The sequence below is a fragment of the Bradyrhizobium guangxiense genome, assembly GCF_004114915.1.
Taxonomy (GTDB): Bacteria; Pseudomonadota; Alphaproteobacteria; order Rhizobiales; family Xanthobacteraceae; genus Bradyrhizobium; species Bradyrhizobium guangxiense.
In genome coordinates this window covers 6,690,226-6,708,351 of the sequence record NZ_CP022219.1, presented here as the reverse complement: position 1 = coordinate 6,708,351, position 18,126 = coordinate 6,690,226, and the positions used below count along the sequence as shown (strand labels likewise).

Below are 18,126 nucleotides of genomic sequence, written 5' to 3'. Positions count from 1 at the left end.
CGGCCGGCTTTAGCCGGCCGTTGTAGAAAATAATCTGACGCGAAGCCGATCAGACCGCGGAGGTGATCCACTGCTGCAGCTTCGCCTTCGGTGCTGCGCCGACCTGGCGGGAGGCCATCTCGCCGCCCTTGAAGATCATCAGGGTCGGGATCGACATCACGCCATACTTCGAGGCGGTCTTCGGGCTCTCGTCGACGTTGAGCTTGACGATCTTGACCTTGTCGCCCATCGCGCCGGCGATCTCGTCGAGGGCGGGCGCGATCATGCGGCAGGGGCCGCACCACTCGGCCCAGAAATCGACGACCACGGGGCCGTTCGCCTTGAGCACTTCGGCTTCGAAATCGGCGTCGGAAACCTTGCTAACGGCCATTGGGAGTACCTCACACAGGTTGAAAGAATCAGCGCGACCTGGAATCGCGCCCGGGATCATGGGGTGAACCTATGAACGGCTCCTTGCCGGGTCAAGGACGCTCACACCGAGATGAAGGGATGCCAGCGCCGCGTCCAGCGCGGGGGCCGAAATCTCCATATATTCAAGGGCCTCGGTCCAGAGCAGGACGGCCCTGATGGGCTTTTGGGGATAAAGTCGCGATAGCACCGCCCGGTACAGCGCAAGCTGCCGGACATAGGCCGCCGGCGCCTCATTGACGCTCTTGGGCGCTGCCTGGTTGGTCTTGAAATCGACGATCAAGATCTCATCCGGGCGAACGACCAGGCGGTCGATCTGCCCCGACACCAATGCCGGAGGACGGCCCGGTCGCTCCAGCCTGCCGGCGATAGCGACTTCCGCCCGGCTGCCGGCGGCAAAGACTGGCGCGAAGCGCGGCTCGCTGATCAAAGCGAGCACCCTGTCGGCGAGTGCAGTGCGGTCGGCTTCGGTCCAGTCTGTGGCGTTGCGGGCCATGAAGCCGAGCGCGGCCTCGCGCCGGCGTTCTCTGGCGATGTCGGGCAGGGATTGCAGCAGGCGGTGCACCAGCGTGCCGCGTTGCAGCGCGAGCGCGCGGGACTGCACCGATTCGCCCGACCGCACGCTGCGGCCCTCCTCGGCCGACTGGCCGGACGGGCGCACGGGATCGTCGTCGGAAGTCTCGCGCGGTGCCGGGGTTCGCAGCCAGTCCGGCAATTTGACCGGTGTGTCCACGGAGGCCGCCGGCATGCCCAGCGCGGCGACGTCCTCCGGCCGGGCGAATCGGGTGACCATGCCGAGCGGCGTCTCGACCACCTGCTTGTCGAGGCCCGAGCCGGCGAGCCCGGTGTCGACCAGGTCGTACCAGCTCAGCTTGCGCACCGTCTTCATGTTGCCGGGCATGCAGCCGCCGACAATCAGCCGGTCGGCGGCGCGCGTCATTGCGACATAGAGCAGGCGGCGATACTCGTCCTCGGTCTCCTCGAGCATGGCCTTGCGTGCCTCGGCGACGGGCTTGGGATCGTCAGCCTTGCGCCCGGCCCAGACCACGACCTCGCCGCCATTGCCGCGCGGCACGTGAATCAGCCGCACCCGTTGCGAATCCGCGGGCGACGACGTGGTGTCGACCATGAACACGACCGAGGCCTCGAGGCCCTTGGCGCCGTGTACGGTCATCACCCGCACCTCGTCGCGCGAGATTTCCATGTCGCGCTTCACCTCGGTGTCGGCCGAGCGCAGCCAGGCCATGAATCCCTGCAGTGAGGCCGGTGCCTTGCGCTCGTAGTTCAGCGCAAGCTCCAGAAATTCGTCGAGCGCGTCGTTGGCCTCATGGCCCAGCCGGCGCAGGATGCGTGCCCGCCCGCCGTCGCCCCCGAGCAGCCAGGCGTAAAAGGCGAACGGGGTCTCCTCGCGCGCGCGCGCCTCGCAAGCTTCCAGGCGACGCAGCACGGTCGCGAACTTCTCGTTGCTGGCCGCCTGCTCGCCGAGCGCGCGGCGCAGCGATCCCTTGCGGTCGTAGGCGAGCTGGAACAGATCGTCGTCGTCGAGCCCGAACAGTGGGCTCTTCAGCGCCACAGCCAGCGCAAGATCGTCCTGCGGCAGCAGCAGCGCGTCGGCGAGGTTCATCAGGTCGATGATGCCGATGTGCTCGGTGAGCTTGAGCCGGTCGGCGCCGGCGACCGGAACGCCGGCGTGCTTCAGCGCCTGGATCACGGCATCGAAGGCATTGCCGCGCCGGCGCACCAGGATCAGCATGTCCCCGTAGCGTAAGGGACGGCGCTCGCCTTCGTGCCCGGTCAGCGTGCCGCTTTCGACCAGCCGCTTGATCTCGGCCTGGATCCGGCGCGCCAGCTTGACTTCGGGGCTGGTCACCGCGACACCGTCGAACGGCGCGCGCCAGCCCTCGATGTCCTGCCTGTCGTCGGCCTCCGCAAGATCCCACAGCTCGATCACGCTGGGGCCGGCATCGGCGAGCGCGTTGTGCAGGGGATGGCCGATCTCGACCGAATGGATGCTCTTGTAGATCTGGGGATCACGGAAGACGTGGTCGACCGAGTGCAGGATCGCGGCCCCTGAGCGGAACGAATAGGTGAACGCGACAGGATCGAATTTCAGCCCGGCGGCGGTGAACTTGCGGTGCAGCTCGCGCCGGCGGGCGTCGAATTCGTGCGGCGCTGCGCCCTGGAACGAGAAGATCGACTGCTTCTCGTCGCCGACGGCGAAGATGGTGCGGTTTAGGCCTTCGCGCGCGCCTTCGCCTGCCGTGAATTCGGAGATGATGTGCGCGACGATGTCCCATTGCCGCGGGCTCGTATCCTGGGCTTCGTCGATTAGCACGTGATCGACGCCGCGATCGAGCTTGTAATGCACCCAGCCCGAGGAAACGCGGTTCAGCATCGTCAGCGTCTTGTCGATGAGGTCGTCGTAGTCGAGCAGGCCGCGCTCCTGCTTCTCGCGGCGATAGTTTGCGGCTGCGGCGGTCGCGATATGGAGCAGGGCCGCGGTGCGGTCGCGCATGGTCACCGCGCGGCGCTTCTCGATCAATCCGCCGATGCGCTGGCTCTCCGCCTCGAACAGGCGTGCGACCGACGGGTTGTGATCGCAAAGCTTCTTGGTCAGCACCGCCTTGCGCGGCAGCTTTTCGTCGGTGAGGAAGACGGCAAGATAGGCATCGACCTGCGCGCCGCCGGAGAACGCTTTTGCCTCACGAAGACGGGCGGCCTGGTCGTTGTCGGACTTGCTGCCGTCTTCGAGCGCAACGGCGATGTCGTCCCAGCGCGAGCGCGGCAAATAGGGCCCGTCGAGAATCTCGGTCTCGACATCCTCGATGCGATCGCTCGCATCGACGCCGAGTGCCGATGCCATCTGTGCCGCCGCCGCTTCGGCGTTGCCGGCCTCGTCCGTCCAGGCCATGAAATGATCACGGCTGAGACAGGCCTCGCGCACGACCTCCTTGAAGGTGACGTCGGCGGCGCTCGCCATCGCGGTCAGCAAAGCGCGGCCGGTGACGCTGTCCGGATCGCGCGCGGCTTCCAGCAGCACCTTCAGATTGGCGCGCTCCATCATGTCATTCTGGTCGCGCTCGTCGATGACGGAAAAGCGCGCCGGCACGTTGGCTTCGAACGGAAACTGCTGCAGCAGGCGGGTGCACAGCGCGTGGATGGTCTGCACCTTCAGCCCGCCCGGCGTCTCCAGCGCGCACGCGAACAGCTTTCGCGCGTTTCGGCGCAATGTTCTGTCGGGATGCGGAATGCCGACCGCCTTGATCGCGGCGTCGAGCGCGGTGTCGTCCAGCGTCACCCAATGCCCGAGCGTGGTGAACACGCGCTCGGCCATGTTGGCGGCAGCAGCCTTTGTGAAGGTGATGCAGAGGATCTTTTCCGGCGGCACGCCCGACAGCAAGAGGCGGATTACGCGCTGCACCAGCACATGCGTCTTGCCCGAGCCGGCATTGGCCGACACGAAGGCCGACGCGGTCGGATCCGATGCGCGCGCCTGCCGCGCGCGCACCTCGTCGGGGATGGGGCGTGGCGCCTTCACCATTCCTCGATCCCCAATCCGCCGGCCGCAGACCATTCCTTGATCCGGGCGAGGTCGTCATAGGTGCCGTAGCGGTTCGCCCACATCGGCAGGGTCAGCGACGTATAGGGCTGGTTCTCGTCTTCGAAGGCGCGGATCAGCGCCTCCAGCTTGGCCCGCGCTTCCGCAGCGGCCGTGTCCGGCGGCTGCGGCTCGTCGCTCTGCTTGTATTTGAGCTCGAGGATGCGTTCCTCGCCCGGCGGGTTGTTGCCGCTGAGGCGGACATAGACGAGCTGACTCACCGACGACCCCGCGTCGATATCGGGAAAGCCGCCCTCGCGCAGGATCGCGGCTTCCAGCGTCAACTGCGGCGACAGGCCCATGCGAACCTGCTTGCCGGTCGGCGGCTGTCCGGTCTTGTAGTCGAGGATGGCGTAGCCGCCGCCCTGGCGCCGCTCGATGCGGTCGGCGCGCGCGGAAAGAAAGAACGTGCGCGCATTGTCGAGCGGGATCGAGATCTCGCCCCTTGTCTCGGCCGTGATCGCCTCAATCGCGTCGCGTCGCGCGGTCTCCCATTCGCCGAACCAGCGCGCGATGCGCTGGAATCGAGGCCACCATAATGCCCGCGCCTCGGGACGCTCCATCAGTGGCAGAAAGTGCTTCTCGCCGATCGCACGCAGCACGCGGGCGGGATCGTCGGGCAGACGCGTCGCATAAACTTCCGTGAATTCGCCGATCGCGTCATGGATCGCCGAGCCGCGGTCGGCCGCCGACAGCGGCATGTCGACGGGGTCGAGCGCATCCAGCCGCAAAATGTATTTCGCATAGATCGTGTAGGGATCGCGCAGCCAATCCTCGATCGCGGTCACTGACATCTTCAGCGGCCGCGTCGCGCGCGGCGGTCGCGGCTCGGGCTGCTTGATCGGTTCGACCTTGCCGGGCTGGTCCAGCGCGCCCGCGAACTGCACGTATTTTTCACCGGCGCGAACCGCCGCCTTCCAGAGATCGTCGCCTGCGACCGCCTCCAGCCGGTGCAGGAAGCGCGAAGCCACGGCTGGCGCGCCGCCGGCCTTGGCGGGATGGGTGAGGATGACTTCATCGCCGCCAAGCAGCTGCGCAAAATCGTGGGCGGAGAGGCCGATGCGGCGCTCCGGCAGATCGAGCCCAAGCTCGTGCCGCATCGGCCGGCTGAGCCAGGGATCGATGCGTGGCGCCGGCGGCCAGACGCCTTCGATCAGACCGCCGACGATGATGCGGTCAGCCTGCATCAGGCGCGATTCCAGCGGGCCGTAGATCTGCAGGCGTGCCCCTGGCCTGTCTGGCCGCCGCACCGCGCGATCGCTGAACGCGGTCTGGAAGACGTCAGGATAGTCCGGCAGCGGCACCAGCAATCCGCTGGTCGTGCCGCCGCGCAGGAGGTCGTCGAAAGCGCTGGCGAGTGCGAGGCCTTCGCGCTCCTCGAATGCTAGCGGGATGCCCTGCTCGTCGCGCGACAGCTCGATCATGATCTCGCGATGCCGGTGCGCCAGCTCGGCGAAGTCATATGGTCTTGATAGCGGCAGGCTCTCGATCGGCGCCAATGCTCTTTGCAGCGCATCGATCAGCGCCTGGATGCGGTCGAGATCCTCGGCCTTGAGACGCGCGCGCGGCTCGGCGCGATGCAGCGCGGAGACCTCGCTGCGCCACAGTTTTGCAAGCTCCTCGCGAAAGCGGTTGAATTCGCGCAGGAGGCCGGCCGTTCCGGCAGGCGGACGCGTGCCGCGCAAGACGGCCAGCTCGAGGCCTTCGATCGCCGCCGTCCATGCGCCGGGCGCGCGGCGGAGCCGGCACAGCGGATGCTTCAGCATCGCCAGCAGCGTCGGCGGCTCCAATCCCTTGCTCGCTGCCTCCGCCGCGAGACGTGCAAAGACGCCGGCAGAAGTTTCCATCAGCACGTCGCCGCCGGAATCATCGAAGGCGAGGCCCCATCGGGTCAGCGCAGCCATTACCCGTCGCGCCAGCGCGCGATCCGGGGTCACCAGCGCCGCCGATTTGTCGAGATGCCGCGCCTCGCGCATGGCAATGGCAATGGCGAGCGCTTCCATTTCGGGGTTGGGGGACTCGACAACTGCGAGCTTGGTCATGCCGCCGGCGATCTTCGCGGCGACATCCGCCTGCCTCAGCCGATCGTGCCAGACTTCCGTCTTGGCGGACGGCCGCATCGATTCAGACGCAAGCAGATCGCGGCCGCCTTGCGCTGGCGGCTGCAGCAGCTCGACGTCGCCGCGCTTGATGCCGAAGCGCTGCAACAGCGCGTGCATGGCATATTGCGGATGGTTCGACGCCGGATGCTCCACGAATTTGCCGACTGCATCGCGCAGGCCGCCGATCGTTCGCCAGGCGTCGTCGTCGAGGTCGGTATCGAGGCCGGGCAACACCACCGCGCCATGCGGCAACGAAGCGACCGCGTGTAGAAACTTTGCGGTGGCCGGCATCGAGCCGGTCGATCCCGCCGCGATCACGGGCCCGTTCGGATGCGCGGTCAGCCGTTTGGCTTCCGCCGCGATCAAGAGATCGCGCCGCGCCGCCGGCTCGATCCGGTTGATCTCGGCGAGATGTTGGGGCCAGGCGATGCGGGCGATGCGCAAAAATTCGAGCGAGTGCTGCCAGTAGCGATCGAGGTTGTCAGGCACGAGGCCGTCGAGCGCGTTCCAGTCGACGCCGCGCGTGACCATGTCGTCGATCAGGCGCGCGAGATCGCCGGCAAGCGCGAGCGTCGAGGCGGGGCCGCCGACCACCAGCGGCGCCAGCACCGGACCCTTGGCCCAGGCGGCGACCAGCTGCGCCAGCGTCAGCCTCCGCTCGAGCTCGCCGAGCCGCGGCGGAATTTCGAGCGGTGTCGTGCCGGAAAATTGCTCGCCTTCATCGGCGAAAGCGAGCTCGTCTTCGTCGATGTCGCCGAGCGCGACGATGCGCGGCAGCACCACCGCATCCGCCTTCATCTCGTCGAGGAAGATCTCGCGGACGACGCGCATGGCGCGGCGGGTCGGCAAATACAGCGTCGCATCGGCCAGCCGCGCCGGTTCCCTGCGTGCCTCGAATCCCTCGACCAGCCGGCCATCGAGCAGGGCCGTGACGACCGTGCGCAGGAACGGAACTGAGATGGGAACGCTGAAGACGCTCATGGGCTGCCTGATTCGAAGGATCAGGCAATATAGGGAGGCGAGGTCAAATGGTCATCGGTGGAGGAGGAGTCGTCCCCGCTCTCCCACTGTCATTCCGGGGCGATGCGAAGCATCGAACCCGGAATCTCGAGATTCCGGGTTCGCGCTCGCGCGCGCCCCGGAATGACGCGGTTAAGCCACGCTCTCCAGAAACGCCTCTTCCGCGGCATGCACGGCATCGGGTGTGCCGACATGCATCCAGACGCCGTCGAGACGGAGGCCGAACAGCCGCTCCTGCTCGTTGGCGCGGTCGAACATCTTCGTCAGCGAAAATTCTCCCGCAGGCGCGCCTGCGAAGATCGACGGCGACAGGATTGCCGCGCCGGCATAGACGAACGGGACGACCTCTTTTTCCTTGCGCTTGCGCAAGGCGCCGTCGGGCAGCATGCCGTAATCGCCGCGGCCGCTGTAGCCGATGCTGGTGGCGGTCGGCGCCATCAGCAGCAGGATGTCCATTCGCTCAGGGTCGAAGTTTTCGGCGAGCCGCGTCAGGTTCGAGCGCACACCGTCGATCCACAGCGTGTCGGAATTGACGTGGAAGAACGGGGCATTGCCGAGCAGCGGCAGCGCCTTGACCACGCCGCCGCCGGTGCCGAGCACCTGGTCGCGCTCGTCCGAGATGGTCACGCGCGGACGCTGGCGCGATGCGACGTGATCGATGATCTGATCCGGCAGGTAGTGCACGTTGACCACGGCCTCGGTCACGCCGGCCTGGCCGAGCTTGTCGAGCACGTGGTCGAGCAGCGGCTGGCCGGCCACGGGCACCATCGGCTTCGGCATCTTGTCCGTCAACGGACGCATGCGCAGGCCGAATCCTGCGGCGAGCACCATGGCTTTGGTCGGTTTGACGGACATCCTTCGCTTTCTCAGACCTTTCGCGTTCGCAGCAAGCCTAACACGGGGTTCGCCCAGCCGCACCGCATCTCACCCGCCTTAATCGCCCGCCGTGACGGTTGTACGACGGGTGTTGCCGTCATGCCCCGACGGCTGTGGAACGGACCTTTTTCTTCCTGTCGCCGACCTTCAGGAAATTGACGCCGATCTGGTCGCCATTAACCCAGGCCAGCTCGCAGCGCCGGTAGGCCAGTCCGGTGGACGACAGCAGCAGGAAGAACTCTTTCAGATGCAGGCCTTCGACCGAGCCGTCGATGGTCAGCTTGGCGCCGCTTTCGGAGACGTCCTCCATGGTGCAGTCGCGCCGCCAGGTACCGTCGATTCCCATCATCTGGGCCGGAATCCCGCGCTCGAAAATGACCCTGCTGTTTCCGCGCTGATCCGCTTTCGCCGCCATCTGCCCTGCTCCAGCCCCGTAATCATCCGGCTCCCTCGCTGCCAGATTAGCGACATCTTGGCTAACGGCCGGTAAATCGGGCCCGGAATCAGCCTCGGGGGGGCGGGACGTTGGCGAGATACCAGTCGCGCAAGGAGCTCAGCGCGGGATGCGCCAGCGAGCGCTGGAGATAGGTCCAGATCCGCGGCTGGTGGCGCAGGTAATGCGGCTTGCCGTCGCGGCGGTTGAGCCGGGCGAAGGTGCCGAGCAGGCGCGTGTTCCGCTGCGCTGACATGATCGCGTAGAGCTCGGCGAAACCGGCCGGATCGAAGCCCGCATCGCCGGCGCGCCGCGCCTTGATGTAGCGCGACAGCAGCGTCAGCTCGAGGCTTTCGGGCACGTCGATGCGGGCGTCCTGGAGCAGGGACACCACGTCGTAGGATTGCGGACCGAGCACGGCGTCCTGGAAATCGATGACGCCGACGCGCGCGATGCCGGCGCGATCGCCCAGCCAGATCAAATTGGGCGAGTGATAGTCGCGGATGATCCAGGTCTTCGGCGCCGCCAGCGGCTTCTTCAGCAGCTCGCGCCACATCGCGAAGAACTCCGACCGCGCCGTCTCGCTCGGCGATGCGTTGCGATCGGGCAGATACCATTCCGGCATCAATCCGATCTCGATCAGCAGCGCCTCGATATCGAAGACGGGAATGGTGTAGGTCTGATCCGCAAGCTTCAGTGTTTCCGGCAGCGTCTTGCCGTGCAGCGCGGCCAGCACGTCGGTCGCTGCCTCATAGCGCTCGGCGATCGGGCGCGGCGGATCGCCTTCGATCACGCCCTCGCTGCCGAAATCCTCCGAGATGAGGAAGCCGTGCTCGAGATCGAAATGGTGGATCGCGGGCGCGGAGATTCCTTGCGCGCGCAGGCCTTCGTCGATGGCGACGAACGGCCTCACGTTCTCGGCGAGATGCACCGCGGCGCTGTAGGACTTTCCGTTGTAGAGGGCAGCGCCGTCGGGTCGCTGCGGAAAGTTCATGAGGATGACGATCTCGTCGTCGCGCAACAGCCGCGCATAGGAGCGGGTCGAAGCATCGCCGGCCATGCGCCGACGCGTCGCGTCGACATAGCCGGATGCGCCCAGGAATTCGCGCAGCGCCTTCAGCCTCACGACGATGGCCGCCCCCCTGCCGTAACCGGTGATGTCGGCGGCGCGCGCAGTCGAGCCCAGTGCCGGGCGATGCGTCAGCGCGATGTCGATACGGTCTTGCGGCATCGCCGAAGGCGCGCGCTCCGGCCACTCGATCAGCACCAGCGTGGCATCGGGAAGCGGCGCCAGCCCGATCTCCTCGAGCTCGCTCTCGTCCTCGACCCGGTAGAGGTCGGCGTGCAGCACCGCAAAGGGCGGCAGCTCGTAGCTCTGCACCAGCGTGAAGGTCGGGCTCGGCACCTCCAGCTCCTCGTTGCCGGCGAGGTAGCGGATCAGGCTGCGCGCCGCCGCGGTCTTGCCGGCGCCGAGATCGCCGGTGAGGGTGATGACATTGCCGGGGCCGACCAGCAGCGCGAGGTCGGCCATCAATTGCGCGGTGGCCGTCTCGTTGTGAAGCGCGACGGAGAATGTGGTGGGGTCGGTCATTCGGCGGCGTCGCGATGCGCCGCCTGGTCGGTCGGGAAGTCGCAGATCACGACCGTGCCCCGGCCGACGATCGAATCCACCCGCACCTTGCCGCCATGCAGCTCGACGAAGGAGCGCACCAGCGACAGGCCGAGCCCGGCGCCGCGGTGACGCGAGCCCTGCGAGCGGCTTTCGAACCAGTTGAACACCTTGTCCTTCATGTCGGCAGGTATTCCAGGCCCGGAATCTGTCACAGTGAAGACCACGCTGCGTTCGGTGCGCCGCGCGCTGATGCCGACGGTGGAATCCTGTGGAGAAAAGCCGACCGCGTTGGCGAGGAGGTTATAGAGCACCTGCACCACGCGCTTCTCGTCGCCGATGAAGCTGCCGACGTCGGGCGCGATCTCGACCTTGAGGCGGATGCGGTCGGTGGCGAGGCGATCCTGGATGCCTTCGGCGGCGAGCTCGATGGCCTTGCTGACGTCGACCGGCCCGAGCTCCAGCTTCATCGCGCCGGCATCGATGGTGGCGAGATCGAGGATGTTGTTGGTCAGCGCCAGCAGCGCATTGGTCGATTTGGTGACGTAGTCGAGATATTCGGCCTGCTTCGGCGTCAGCGGTCCCGTCGAGGGGTCGCTGAGGAAATGCGCGAAGCCGATGATGGTGGTGAGCGGCGAGCGCAGCTCGTAGGAGACGTGGTGGACGAAATCCACCTTCATCTGGTCGGCGGCCTCCAGCGCCTCGTTGCGCTCGCGCAGCGCGCGCTCGACATTCTCGGTGTCGGTGATGTCCTGGAACGTCAGCATGGTGGCGCCGTCATGCAGCGGGCGGATCATGCCGTCGAGCACGCTGCCGTCCTTGCGCTCCAGCTTGAGCGGCACGTCGGCGCGGTTCTCGATCGAGGTGATGGCCTCGCGGATCTGCCGCCAGACCGCGGGATCGTCGAACAGCTGATGGCACCAGCCTTCCACAGTCTGGATGTGCGGCTCGTCGCGCATGGCATCGCTCGACAGCTTCCACATCCGGACGAAGGCCGGGTTGAACAGCTGCGCCTTGCCGTTGCTGCCGAACACCGCGACGCCCTCGGCGAGGCTGTCCAGCGTCTCGCGCTGGACACGGATCAGACCGTCGAAGCGGCGGGCGAGGTCGAGGCTCTCGGTGACGTCGTCGAACAGATAGGTCACGCCGCCTTCCGGGTTCGGCGTGGTGACGACCGAGAGCGCGCGGCCGTCGGGCAGGAACCAGGTGTCCTTGGCGGTCTCGACCGCGCGATAGGCTTCGTGCAGCTTGGCCTTCCAGGCGCGGAAGTCCGGCTGCTCCGGCAGCTTGCGCGCGGCGCGGAGCTGGTCGAGCACGCTGGAATCGTCAGGGTTGGCGTCGAGGAAGCCGCGGTCGAGGTCCCACAGCCGGCGATAGGAATCGTTGTAGAAGGCAAGGCGACGCTGGCCGTCGAACACGGCAACGCCGGAGGAGAGCTGGTCGAGCGTACGGCGATGCGCTTCCGCCATCCGCACCAGCGCCGAGCTGAGCGCATCCGCCTCGCTGGCATCGATGGCGACGCCGACGCTGCCGCTGCCGACATTGACCGCCCGCACGTCATACATGCGCCGCTCGCCGCCGACCACGATCGGCAGCCGCGAATTGAAGCCGGCCGCGTCCTTCAGCCCCCGCTCCATGGCGCTGCGGTCGGCACTGTCGAGCAGCTCGAGCTTGCGCTGCTGCGCGTCGGCGACGCTGTTCGCCTCGGTCGCGCGGACATAGGCCGGGTTGGCATAGGTCAGCGCGCCGTTCTCGCCCTTGGCCCAGATCGGCCAGGGTGAGGCGGTGGCAAAGCCGCGCAGCATCTCGGTCTCGTGCGAGAGCGCGTTGTAGCGCAGATTGGTCTCAGCCAGGTCACGCCGCAGCCCCGAGAGCTCGCGAATCCGGACGATGGCCTGGCCGCCGATGGCGCGGCCGATGGCTTCCAGCGTGTGGCCATGCGCGGTGGTCAGCGTCAGCTGGAACCCGTCGCCGCGATCGCGCAACGCATCGACGGCATGGTCCATCTGCAGTGCGGGTTCCGGAGGCAGCCAGGTTCCGAATGCGAGCACGCGCTGCGGAGAGGAGTCGCGCGGCAGCACCATGGAGATGTCGCCGGAGATCTGCGCGCGATTGTCGCCGGCCGGCCAGGAGATCAGGATCTGCGGCTCGGCGAACAGCAGCGCGCCGAAGCGGTCGGCCTGGAGCTGGAGTTCCCTGATCCGCGCCCGCAGCCGTGCCTCATTCTTCGCTGTCCGCACCCGCGTGCGCATCAACAGGATTGCAGCCGTCACCGAGAAGCCGAGCAGAGCCAGCGCGGTGGCCAGCACCGCGAGTTCCTGCCGGTTGAAATCCAGCATGATGGAGAGGGTGTCGATGAGGTCGGCGGCCTCGGCCGGCGCAGCCGGCAGCAGCGCTGCAAGAGCGCCTCCCAACAAGCCGTTGCGCGCAAGCGATGTGCACGACAGCAGCGTCCGACGCATCGACACGATCACGCCTGACATAGTTGCCCCAAGACCGCACGAATCTACGCGCGGCGACCCCCGTCGCGCGCGAATCAAACGACAATACCCTCACCGTGACTCCGCCGGTAAGAGTCCAGATCGTGAACGCAAAGGTGGCCCCAAAAAAATGCCGCCCGCGCCGTTCCAACGCACGTAAATCTTCGGGTGATTCGGTTGGGATTGCCGTGTGTTAGCGGCCGGTCGAGCCGAAGCCGCCGGCGCCGCGATCGGTGGTCGACAATGTGGCGACGGGAACCAGCGTGGCCTGCACCACGGGCGCGATCACCATCTGGGCGATGCGCTCGCCGCGCTTGATCACGAACGGTGCCGCGCCGTGATTGATCAGGATCACCTTGATCTCGCCGCGATAGTCGGCGTCGATCGTGCCCGGCGAGTTCAGCACGGTGACGCCGTGCTTGGCCGCGAGTCCCGAGCGCGGCCGCACCTGCGCCTCGTGCCCGGCCGGCAGTGCGATCGCGAGCCCCGTCGGCACCAGCGCATATTGGCCGGGCGCGAGCGTCAACGGCTCGCTGTCCGGCACCGCAGCCATCAAATCGAGCCCGGCGGCCTCCGTGGTCTGATAGGCCGGCAGCGGCAGGCCGTCGGCATGAGCCAGTTGCTGCAGTTCGACGCTGATCTTCGTGCTCAAGATGCCGGCTCCAGGGCTTTGCCGCTCACGCTCTTTGCGACATGCGCGACCAGTTCGATCGCGACCTGTTCCTTGGTCATCACCGGCCAGGAATCAACGGTAATCTCACCGTCCTTCCCACCATTCTTGCGGCTGATCAGATGCACGGTGTTGCGGTCGCCGCCCATTACGCCGGTGGCGGGGGAGACGTCGTTGGCGACGATCCAGTCGCAGCCCTTGCGGGCAAGCTTGGACTTGGCGTTGTCGATGAGGTGCTCGGTCTCGGCGGCAAAGCCGATCACCAGCGGCGGGCGCTTATCGGTCAGCCTGGAGATCGTTGCGAGAATGTCGGGGGTCTCGACCAGCTGCAGCGGCGGCATGCCGGCAGAGGTCTTCTTCAGCTTCTGCTCACCTTCGTTGGCGACGCGCCAATCGGCGACGGCGGCGGCGAAGATCGCGATGTCGGCGGGAAGCGCAGCCTGCACCTGCTCCAGCATCTGCCGGGCCGATTCGACGTGCTTCACGGTCACGCCGGCGGGGTCATCGAGGTCGACCGGCCCGCTCACCAGAATCACATCGGCGCCGGCGGCCTGCGCGGCGGCGGCAATGGCAAAGCCCTGCTTGCCGGAGGAGCGATTGGCGATATAGCGCACCGGATCGATCGGCTCATGCGTGGGGCCGGCGGTGATCAGCACGCGCTTGCCGGCCAGCGGCTTCGGCACCGGCGGCCGCAGCAGCCGCTCGGCGGCATTGGCGATCTCGATCGCTTCGGACATGCGGCCGACCCCGGCCTCACCCGCTTCCGCCATCTCGCCGGAGTTGGGGCCGATCAGCGCCACGCCGTCGCGCTGCAGCGCGCTGACATTGCGGCGTGTCGCCGCATTGTTCCACATCAGTGGATTCATCGCCGGCGCCAGCAGCACCTTGCGGTTGGTCGCGAGCAGGATGGCGCTGGCGAGATCGTCGGCGTGGCCATTTGCCATCTTCGCCATCAAATCGGCGGTGGCCGGCGCCACCACGATCAGGTCGCAGTCGCGCGCGAGGCGAATGTGCCCGGCGTCGAACTCGCTCTGGGGATCGAACAGGTCGGTATAGACACGCTCGTGGGACAGCGCGCTCGCCGCTAGCGGGGTGACGAATTGCTGTGCCGCTTTGGTCAGCACGCAGCGGACCTCGATACGGCGCTCCTTCAGCCTTCGGATCAGGTCGAGTGATTTATAGGCTGCGATGCCGCCGCCGATGATGAGGGTGACGCTGGCCTCGGGCACGGCCGCGGTGCGCTGCGGCGTCGCACTGGCGGATGGCGTCGGCGGCACCGCAAACGGCGTCAGCGGCTCCTCGCGGCCCTCGATCAGCTCCCGCAGGATGACCCGGACCTCCTCCTCGACCGACCTGTGGTTCTTGGCCGAGCGCAGCCGCAAATATGTTTTGACGCCCTCGTCGAGCTTGCGGATGGTCAGGCTAGCCATGACGCCCTCCAGCACGGAATGATAGCGATGCTATCATCCGAATGATTGCAGTGCAATCATAAATTCCGGACGGCGATCAGGATTCCGATGAAGGTGGCGGCGATGATCCAGAGTGCCACGGTGCGCCAGCGATTCTTGCGGCCCTCGCTGCGGCCCATCGCGGCGATGCTCTCCGGCGACAGCCTGATGCCCTCCCGCGTCATGGTCTCGAGCTGCTCGAGCACCTTCACGGACCGCTCGGCGATCTCCGGCATGCGCATCAGCACGCGTGCGATGTCCCCGGTCCCGGCAAGCGCGCCCTGCACCCGGCCGATCGGACCCAGATTGCGCTCGATCCATTCGCGCACCACGGGGTCGGCCACCTTCCAGATGTCGAGCCGGGGGTCGAAGCCACGCGCCACGCCCTCGACCACGACCATGGTCTTTTGGAGCAGGATCAGCTCCGGCCGCGTCGTCATGTCGAACAGGCCGGTGACCTCGAGCAGCAGCGTCAAGAGCCGCGCCATCGAGATCTCTTCCGCCGTGCGGTTGTGAATCGGCTCGCCGATGGCACGGATGGCTTGCGCGAAATTCTCGACCGAATGATGCGCGGGCACGTAGCCCGCCTCGAAATGCACCTCGGCAACGCGGCGATAATCGCGGGTGATGAAGCCGAGCAGGATTTCGGCGAGGAAGCGCCGCTCCTTCATGCCGAGCCGGCCCATGATGCCGAAATCGACCGCGACCAGGCGGCCGGCGTCATCGAGGAACAGGTTGCCCGGATGCATGTCGGCATGGAAGAAGCCGTCGCGCAGCGCGTGCCGCAAAAAGCTCTGAATCACCTTGCGGCCGAGATCGGGCAGGTCGACCTGCGCCTCTTCCAGGCGCTTGTGGTCGTTCAGCGCGATGCCGTCGATCCACTCCATCGTCAGCACGTTGTGCGTGGTGCGGTCCCAGTCGACTGCAGGCACGCGGAAATCGGGATCGTCGCGCGTGTTCTCCGCCATCTCCGACAGCGCGGCCGCCTCCAGCCGCAGGTCCATCTCCATGGCGACCGAACGCGACATGGTGTTGATGACCTCGATCAGGCGCAGGCGTCGCGCCTCCGCCGAATAGGCTTCGGCCTTGTGTGCGACGAAGAAGAAGTCGGAGAGATCGCGGCGGAAGCGGGCAGCGACGTTCGGCCGAAGCACCTTGACCGCGACCGACTTGCGGATGCCGTTGCGCAACACCTCGCCGCGATGCACCTGCGCGATCGAGGCCGCCGCCACCGGCGGGCCGAAGTTCACGAAGATGTCCTTCAGCGGCCGCTCCAGCGATATCGCGATTGCGGCCTCGGCTTCCTCCTGCGAAAACGGCGGCAGGCGGGCCTGCAGGCTTTCGAGGTCTCGCGCCATGATGACGCCGACGACGTCGGGACGCGTGGCCAGGAATTGTCCGAGCTTGAGATAGGCGGGGCCCATCCGCGTCAGCGCGCGCGATATCCGCGGGCCGTGCTTGGCGCCGCGCCGTTCGACGAGGCGCGCCAGCTTCAGCGCGAGCTGTCCCGGCGGCGGCACCAGGCTCGGATCGACCGAGCCGAACACGCCCTCGCGGGCAAACACGAACGCGGCGCGAATCAGGCGCGCAATGTGGGTGAAGGCAGAGATCACAAACGCCAGCCCGAATGCAGTGCGACGATGCCGCCGGAGAGTGTCTGCCAGCTGACGCGGGAAAAGCCGGCGTCGCGGATCATGTCGGCAAAGGCGGCAGGCTTCGGAAACTTGCGGATCGATTCGACGAGATATTGGTAGGATTCGGCGTCGCCCGTGACCATGCGTCCGAGCGGCGGGGTCACCTTGAACGAGAACAGATCATAGAGCTTGTCGAGCCCGGGCATCTCGACGGTGGAGAATTCCAGGCAGAGGAAGCGGCTGCCGGGCTTCAGCACGCGATAGGCCTCGCGCAGCGCAAGGTCGATCTGCGGCACGTTGCGAATGCCGAAAGCGATCGTATAGGCGTCGAAGCTGCGGTCGGCGAAGGCGAGCGCTTCGGCATTGCCTTCGACGAAATCGACCTGGGTTTCGAGATGCCGCTTCACGGCGCGCTCGCGCCCCACCGCCAGCATGTCGGCGTTGATGTCGCAGACGGTGGCATGGAAGCCTGCGCCTGCGGCCTTGGCGGCACGGAACGAGATGTCGCCGGTGCCGCCGGCGACGTCGAGCAGCGCGAACGGCCGGTCGCTCCTCGGCGGGTCGAGCGCGGTGATCATGATGTCCTTCCAGACCCGGTGCAGGCCACCGGACATCAGGTCGTTCATCAGATCATAGCGCGACGCCACGCTGTGAAACACGTCGTTCACCAGCGTCTGCTTGTCCCCGAGGGGGACGTCCCTGAAGCCAAAATGCGTGGTTTCGCCCGGCCGATCCATTACTCTACTCCACTGGGCGGACCATAGCCTGCCCGCCGCAATGGCGCTATCACACCGCCCTCATAAGGTGAATGCCTGACCATGCCTGAATTGCCCGAAGTCGAGACCGTCCGCCGTGGTCTTCAGCCCGTCATGGAGGGTTCAAAGATCCTCAATGCGGAGGCCCGTCGGCCGGATTTGCGCTTTCCGTTCCAGCCCGACTTCGTGGCCCGACTCCAGGGCCAGGTCGTCACCGGGCTCGGCCGCCGTGCAAAATATCTCATGGCCGATCTCGCCTCCGGCGATGTGCTCCTGATGCATCTGGGCATGTCGGGCTCGTTCCGCGTCATCAAGCCGGACAACGACGCCGTGCCTGGCGAGTTTCACTATCCCAGAGGGAAGGACTCCGCGCACGACCACGTGCTGTTTCGAATGTCCTCGGGTGCGGACATCGTCTTCAACGACCCGCGCCGCTTCGGTTACATGAAAGTGATCGCGCGCAGTGAGCTCGAAGATGAGCCGCTGCTGCGCGGCCTCGGTCCCGAGCCGCTCGGCAACGAATTCGATGCCGCGATGCTGGCGCGGTCCTGCGCCGGCAAGACCACCAGCCTGAAGGCTGCGCTGCTCGACCAGCGCGTGGTCGCCGGGCTCGGCAACATCTATGTCTGCGAGGCGCTGCACCGCTCGCATTTGTCGCCGCGCCGGATCGCCGCGACGCTCGCGATCAAGGGTCGCAAGGGTGTCGGCGGCGGCGAGACGACCGATCATGCGAAGCGACTGGTCAGCGCGATTCACACCGTGCTGAATGACGCCATCAAGGCCGGCGGATCGTCACTGCGCGACCATCGCCAGACCTCGGGCGAGCTCGGCTATTTCCAGCATTCGTTCAGGGTTTATGACCGCGAAGGCGAGACATGCACGACGCCCGCCTGCGGCGGCACCATCAAGCGCTTCACCCAGAACGGCCGTTCGACCTTCTGGTGCCCGAAGTGTCAGAAGTAGCGTAGTCGGGCCAGAAGGAGCTGCGAAAACGCGAAGCGAAGCAATCCGGCCGGGCTGGTGGCCGGATTGCTTCGTCGCTGGGGCCCTTCCGGATGATGAAGGGCCGACTGCCGTCCGAGCGATTGCCCCG

At 66.7% G+C, this 18,126-nt stretch carries 12 protein-coding genes; 1 reads left to right on the top strand and 11 read right to left on the bottom strand.

From position 1 onward, the window contains the following. Positions 1-49: 49 nt before the first annotated feature. From trxA to ubiE, 11 genes are all read right to left on the bottom strand, one after another. On the bottom strand, positions 50-370 hold the full coding sequence (gene trxA, locus X268_RS32070) for a thioredoxin (protein WP_008540017.1): 321 nt from the start codon (positions 368-370) through the stop codon (positions 50-52). A gap of 69 nt (positions 371-439) precedes the next feature. Then, positions 440-3,949 carry a double-strand break repair helicase AddA gene (addA, locus tag X268_RS32065; protein ID WP_164938045.1) on the bottom strand — a complete coding sequence of 1,170 codons (3,510 nt, stop codon included), beginning with the start codon at positions 3,947-3,949 and terminating at the stop codon, positions 440-442. Beyond that, positions 3,943-7,089 carry a double-strand break repair protein AddB gene (gene addB / locus X268_RS32060; RefSeq protein WP_128928657.1) on the bottom strand — a complete coding sequence of 1,049 codons (3,147 nt, stop codon included), beginning with the start codon at positions 7,087-7,089 and terminating at the stop codon, positions 3,943-3,945. Before addB ends, addA begins: the two co-directional genes overlap by 7 nt. Before the next feature lie 171 nt (positions 7,090-7,260). After that, positions 7,261-7,983 carry a nucleotidyltransferase family protein gene (locus tag X268_RS32055; protein WP_128928656.1) on the bottom strand — a complete coding sequence of 241 codons (723 nt, stop codon included), beginning with the start codon at positions 7,981-7,983 and terminating at the stop codon, positions 7,261-7,263. A gap of 118 nt (positions 7,984-8,101) precedes the next feature. After that, positions 8,102-8,419, bottom strand: a complete 318-nt coding sequence (locus X268_RS32050) for a PilZ domain-containing protein (RefSeq protein WP_128928655.1) — start codon at positions 8,417-8,419, stop codon at positions 8,102-8,104. A gap of 88 nt (positions 8,420-8,507) precedes the next feature. Further along, positions 8,508-10,028, bottom strand: coding sequence for a tRNA (adenosine(37)-N6)-threonylcarbamoyltransferase complex ATPase subunit type 1 TsaE (tsaE, locus tag X268_RS32045; protein ID WP_128928654.1), 1,521 nt, complete (start codon positions 10,026-10,028; stop codon positions 8,508-8,510). Then, complete coding sequence (locus tag X268_RS32040) at positions 10,025-12,529, bottom strand: sensor histidine kinase (protein ID WP_128928653.1); 2,505 nt, start codon at positions 12,527-12,529, stop codon at positions 10,025-10,027. Before X268_RS32040 ends, tsaE begins: the two co-directional genes overlap by 4 nt. 190 nt (positions 12,530-12,719) lie before the next feature. Next, positions 12,720-13,178 carry a dUTP diphosphatase gene (gene dut / locus X268_RS32035; protein WP_128928652.1) on the bottom strand — a complete coding sequence of 153 codons (459 nt, stop codon included), beginning with the start codon at positions 13,176-13,178 and terminating at the stop codon, positions 12,720-12,722. After that, positions 13,175-14,626, bottom strand: coding sequence for a bifunctional phosphopantothenoylcysteine decarboxylase/phosphopantothenate--cysteine ligase CoaBC (gene coaBC, locus X268_RS32030; RefSeq protein WP_128928651.1), 1,452 nt, complete (start codon positions 14,624-14,626; stop codon positions 13,175-13,177). The genes dut and coaBC overlap by 4 nt, the downstream gene beginning before the upstream one ends. 56 nt (positions 14,627-14,682) lie before the next feature. After that, entirely contained in the window at positions 14,683-16,257 is a 1,575-nt protein-coding gene (gene ubiB / locus X268_RS32025; RefSeq protein WP_128928650.1) for a 2-polyprenylphenol 6-hydroxylase, read from the bottom strand. Continuing rightward, the gene (gene ubiE / locus X268_RS32020; protein ID WP_128928649.1) at positions 16,254-17,015 is read right to left on the bottom strand and encodes a bifunctional demethylmenaquinone methyltransferase/2-methoxy-6-polyprenyl-1,4-benzoquinol methylase UbiE; all 762 of its coding nucleotides are present in this window, start codon (positions 17,013-17,015) and stop codon (positions 16,254-16,256) included. The genes ubiB and ubiE overlap by 4 nt, the downstream gene beginning before the upstream one ends. 81 nt (positions 17,016-17,096) lie before the next feature. Between ubiE and mutM the strand changes: the two genes are divergently transcribed. After that, entirely contained in the window at positions 17,097-17,996 is a 900-nt protein-coding gene (gene mutM / locus X268_RS32015; protein ID WP_128928648.1) for a bifunctional DNA-formamidopyrimidine glycosylase/DNA-(apurinic or apyrimidinic site) lyase, read from the top strand. The last annotated feature ends 130 nt before the right edge of the window (positions 17,997-18,126 follow it).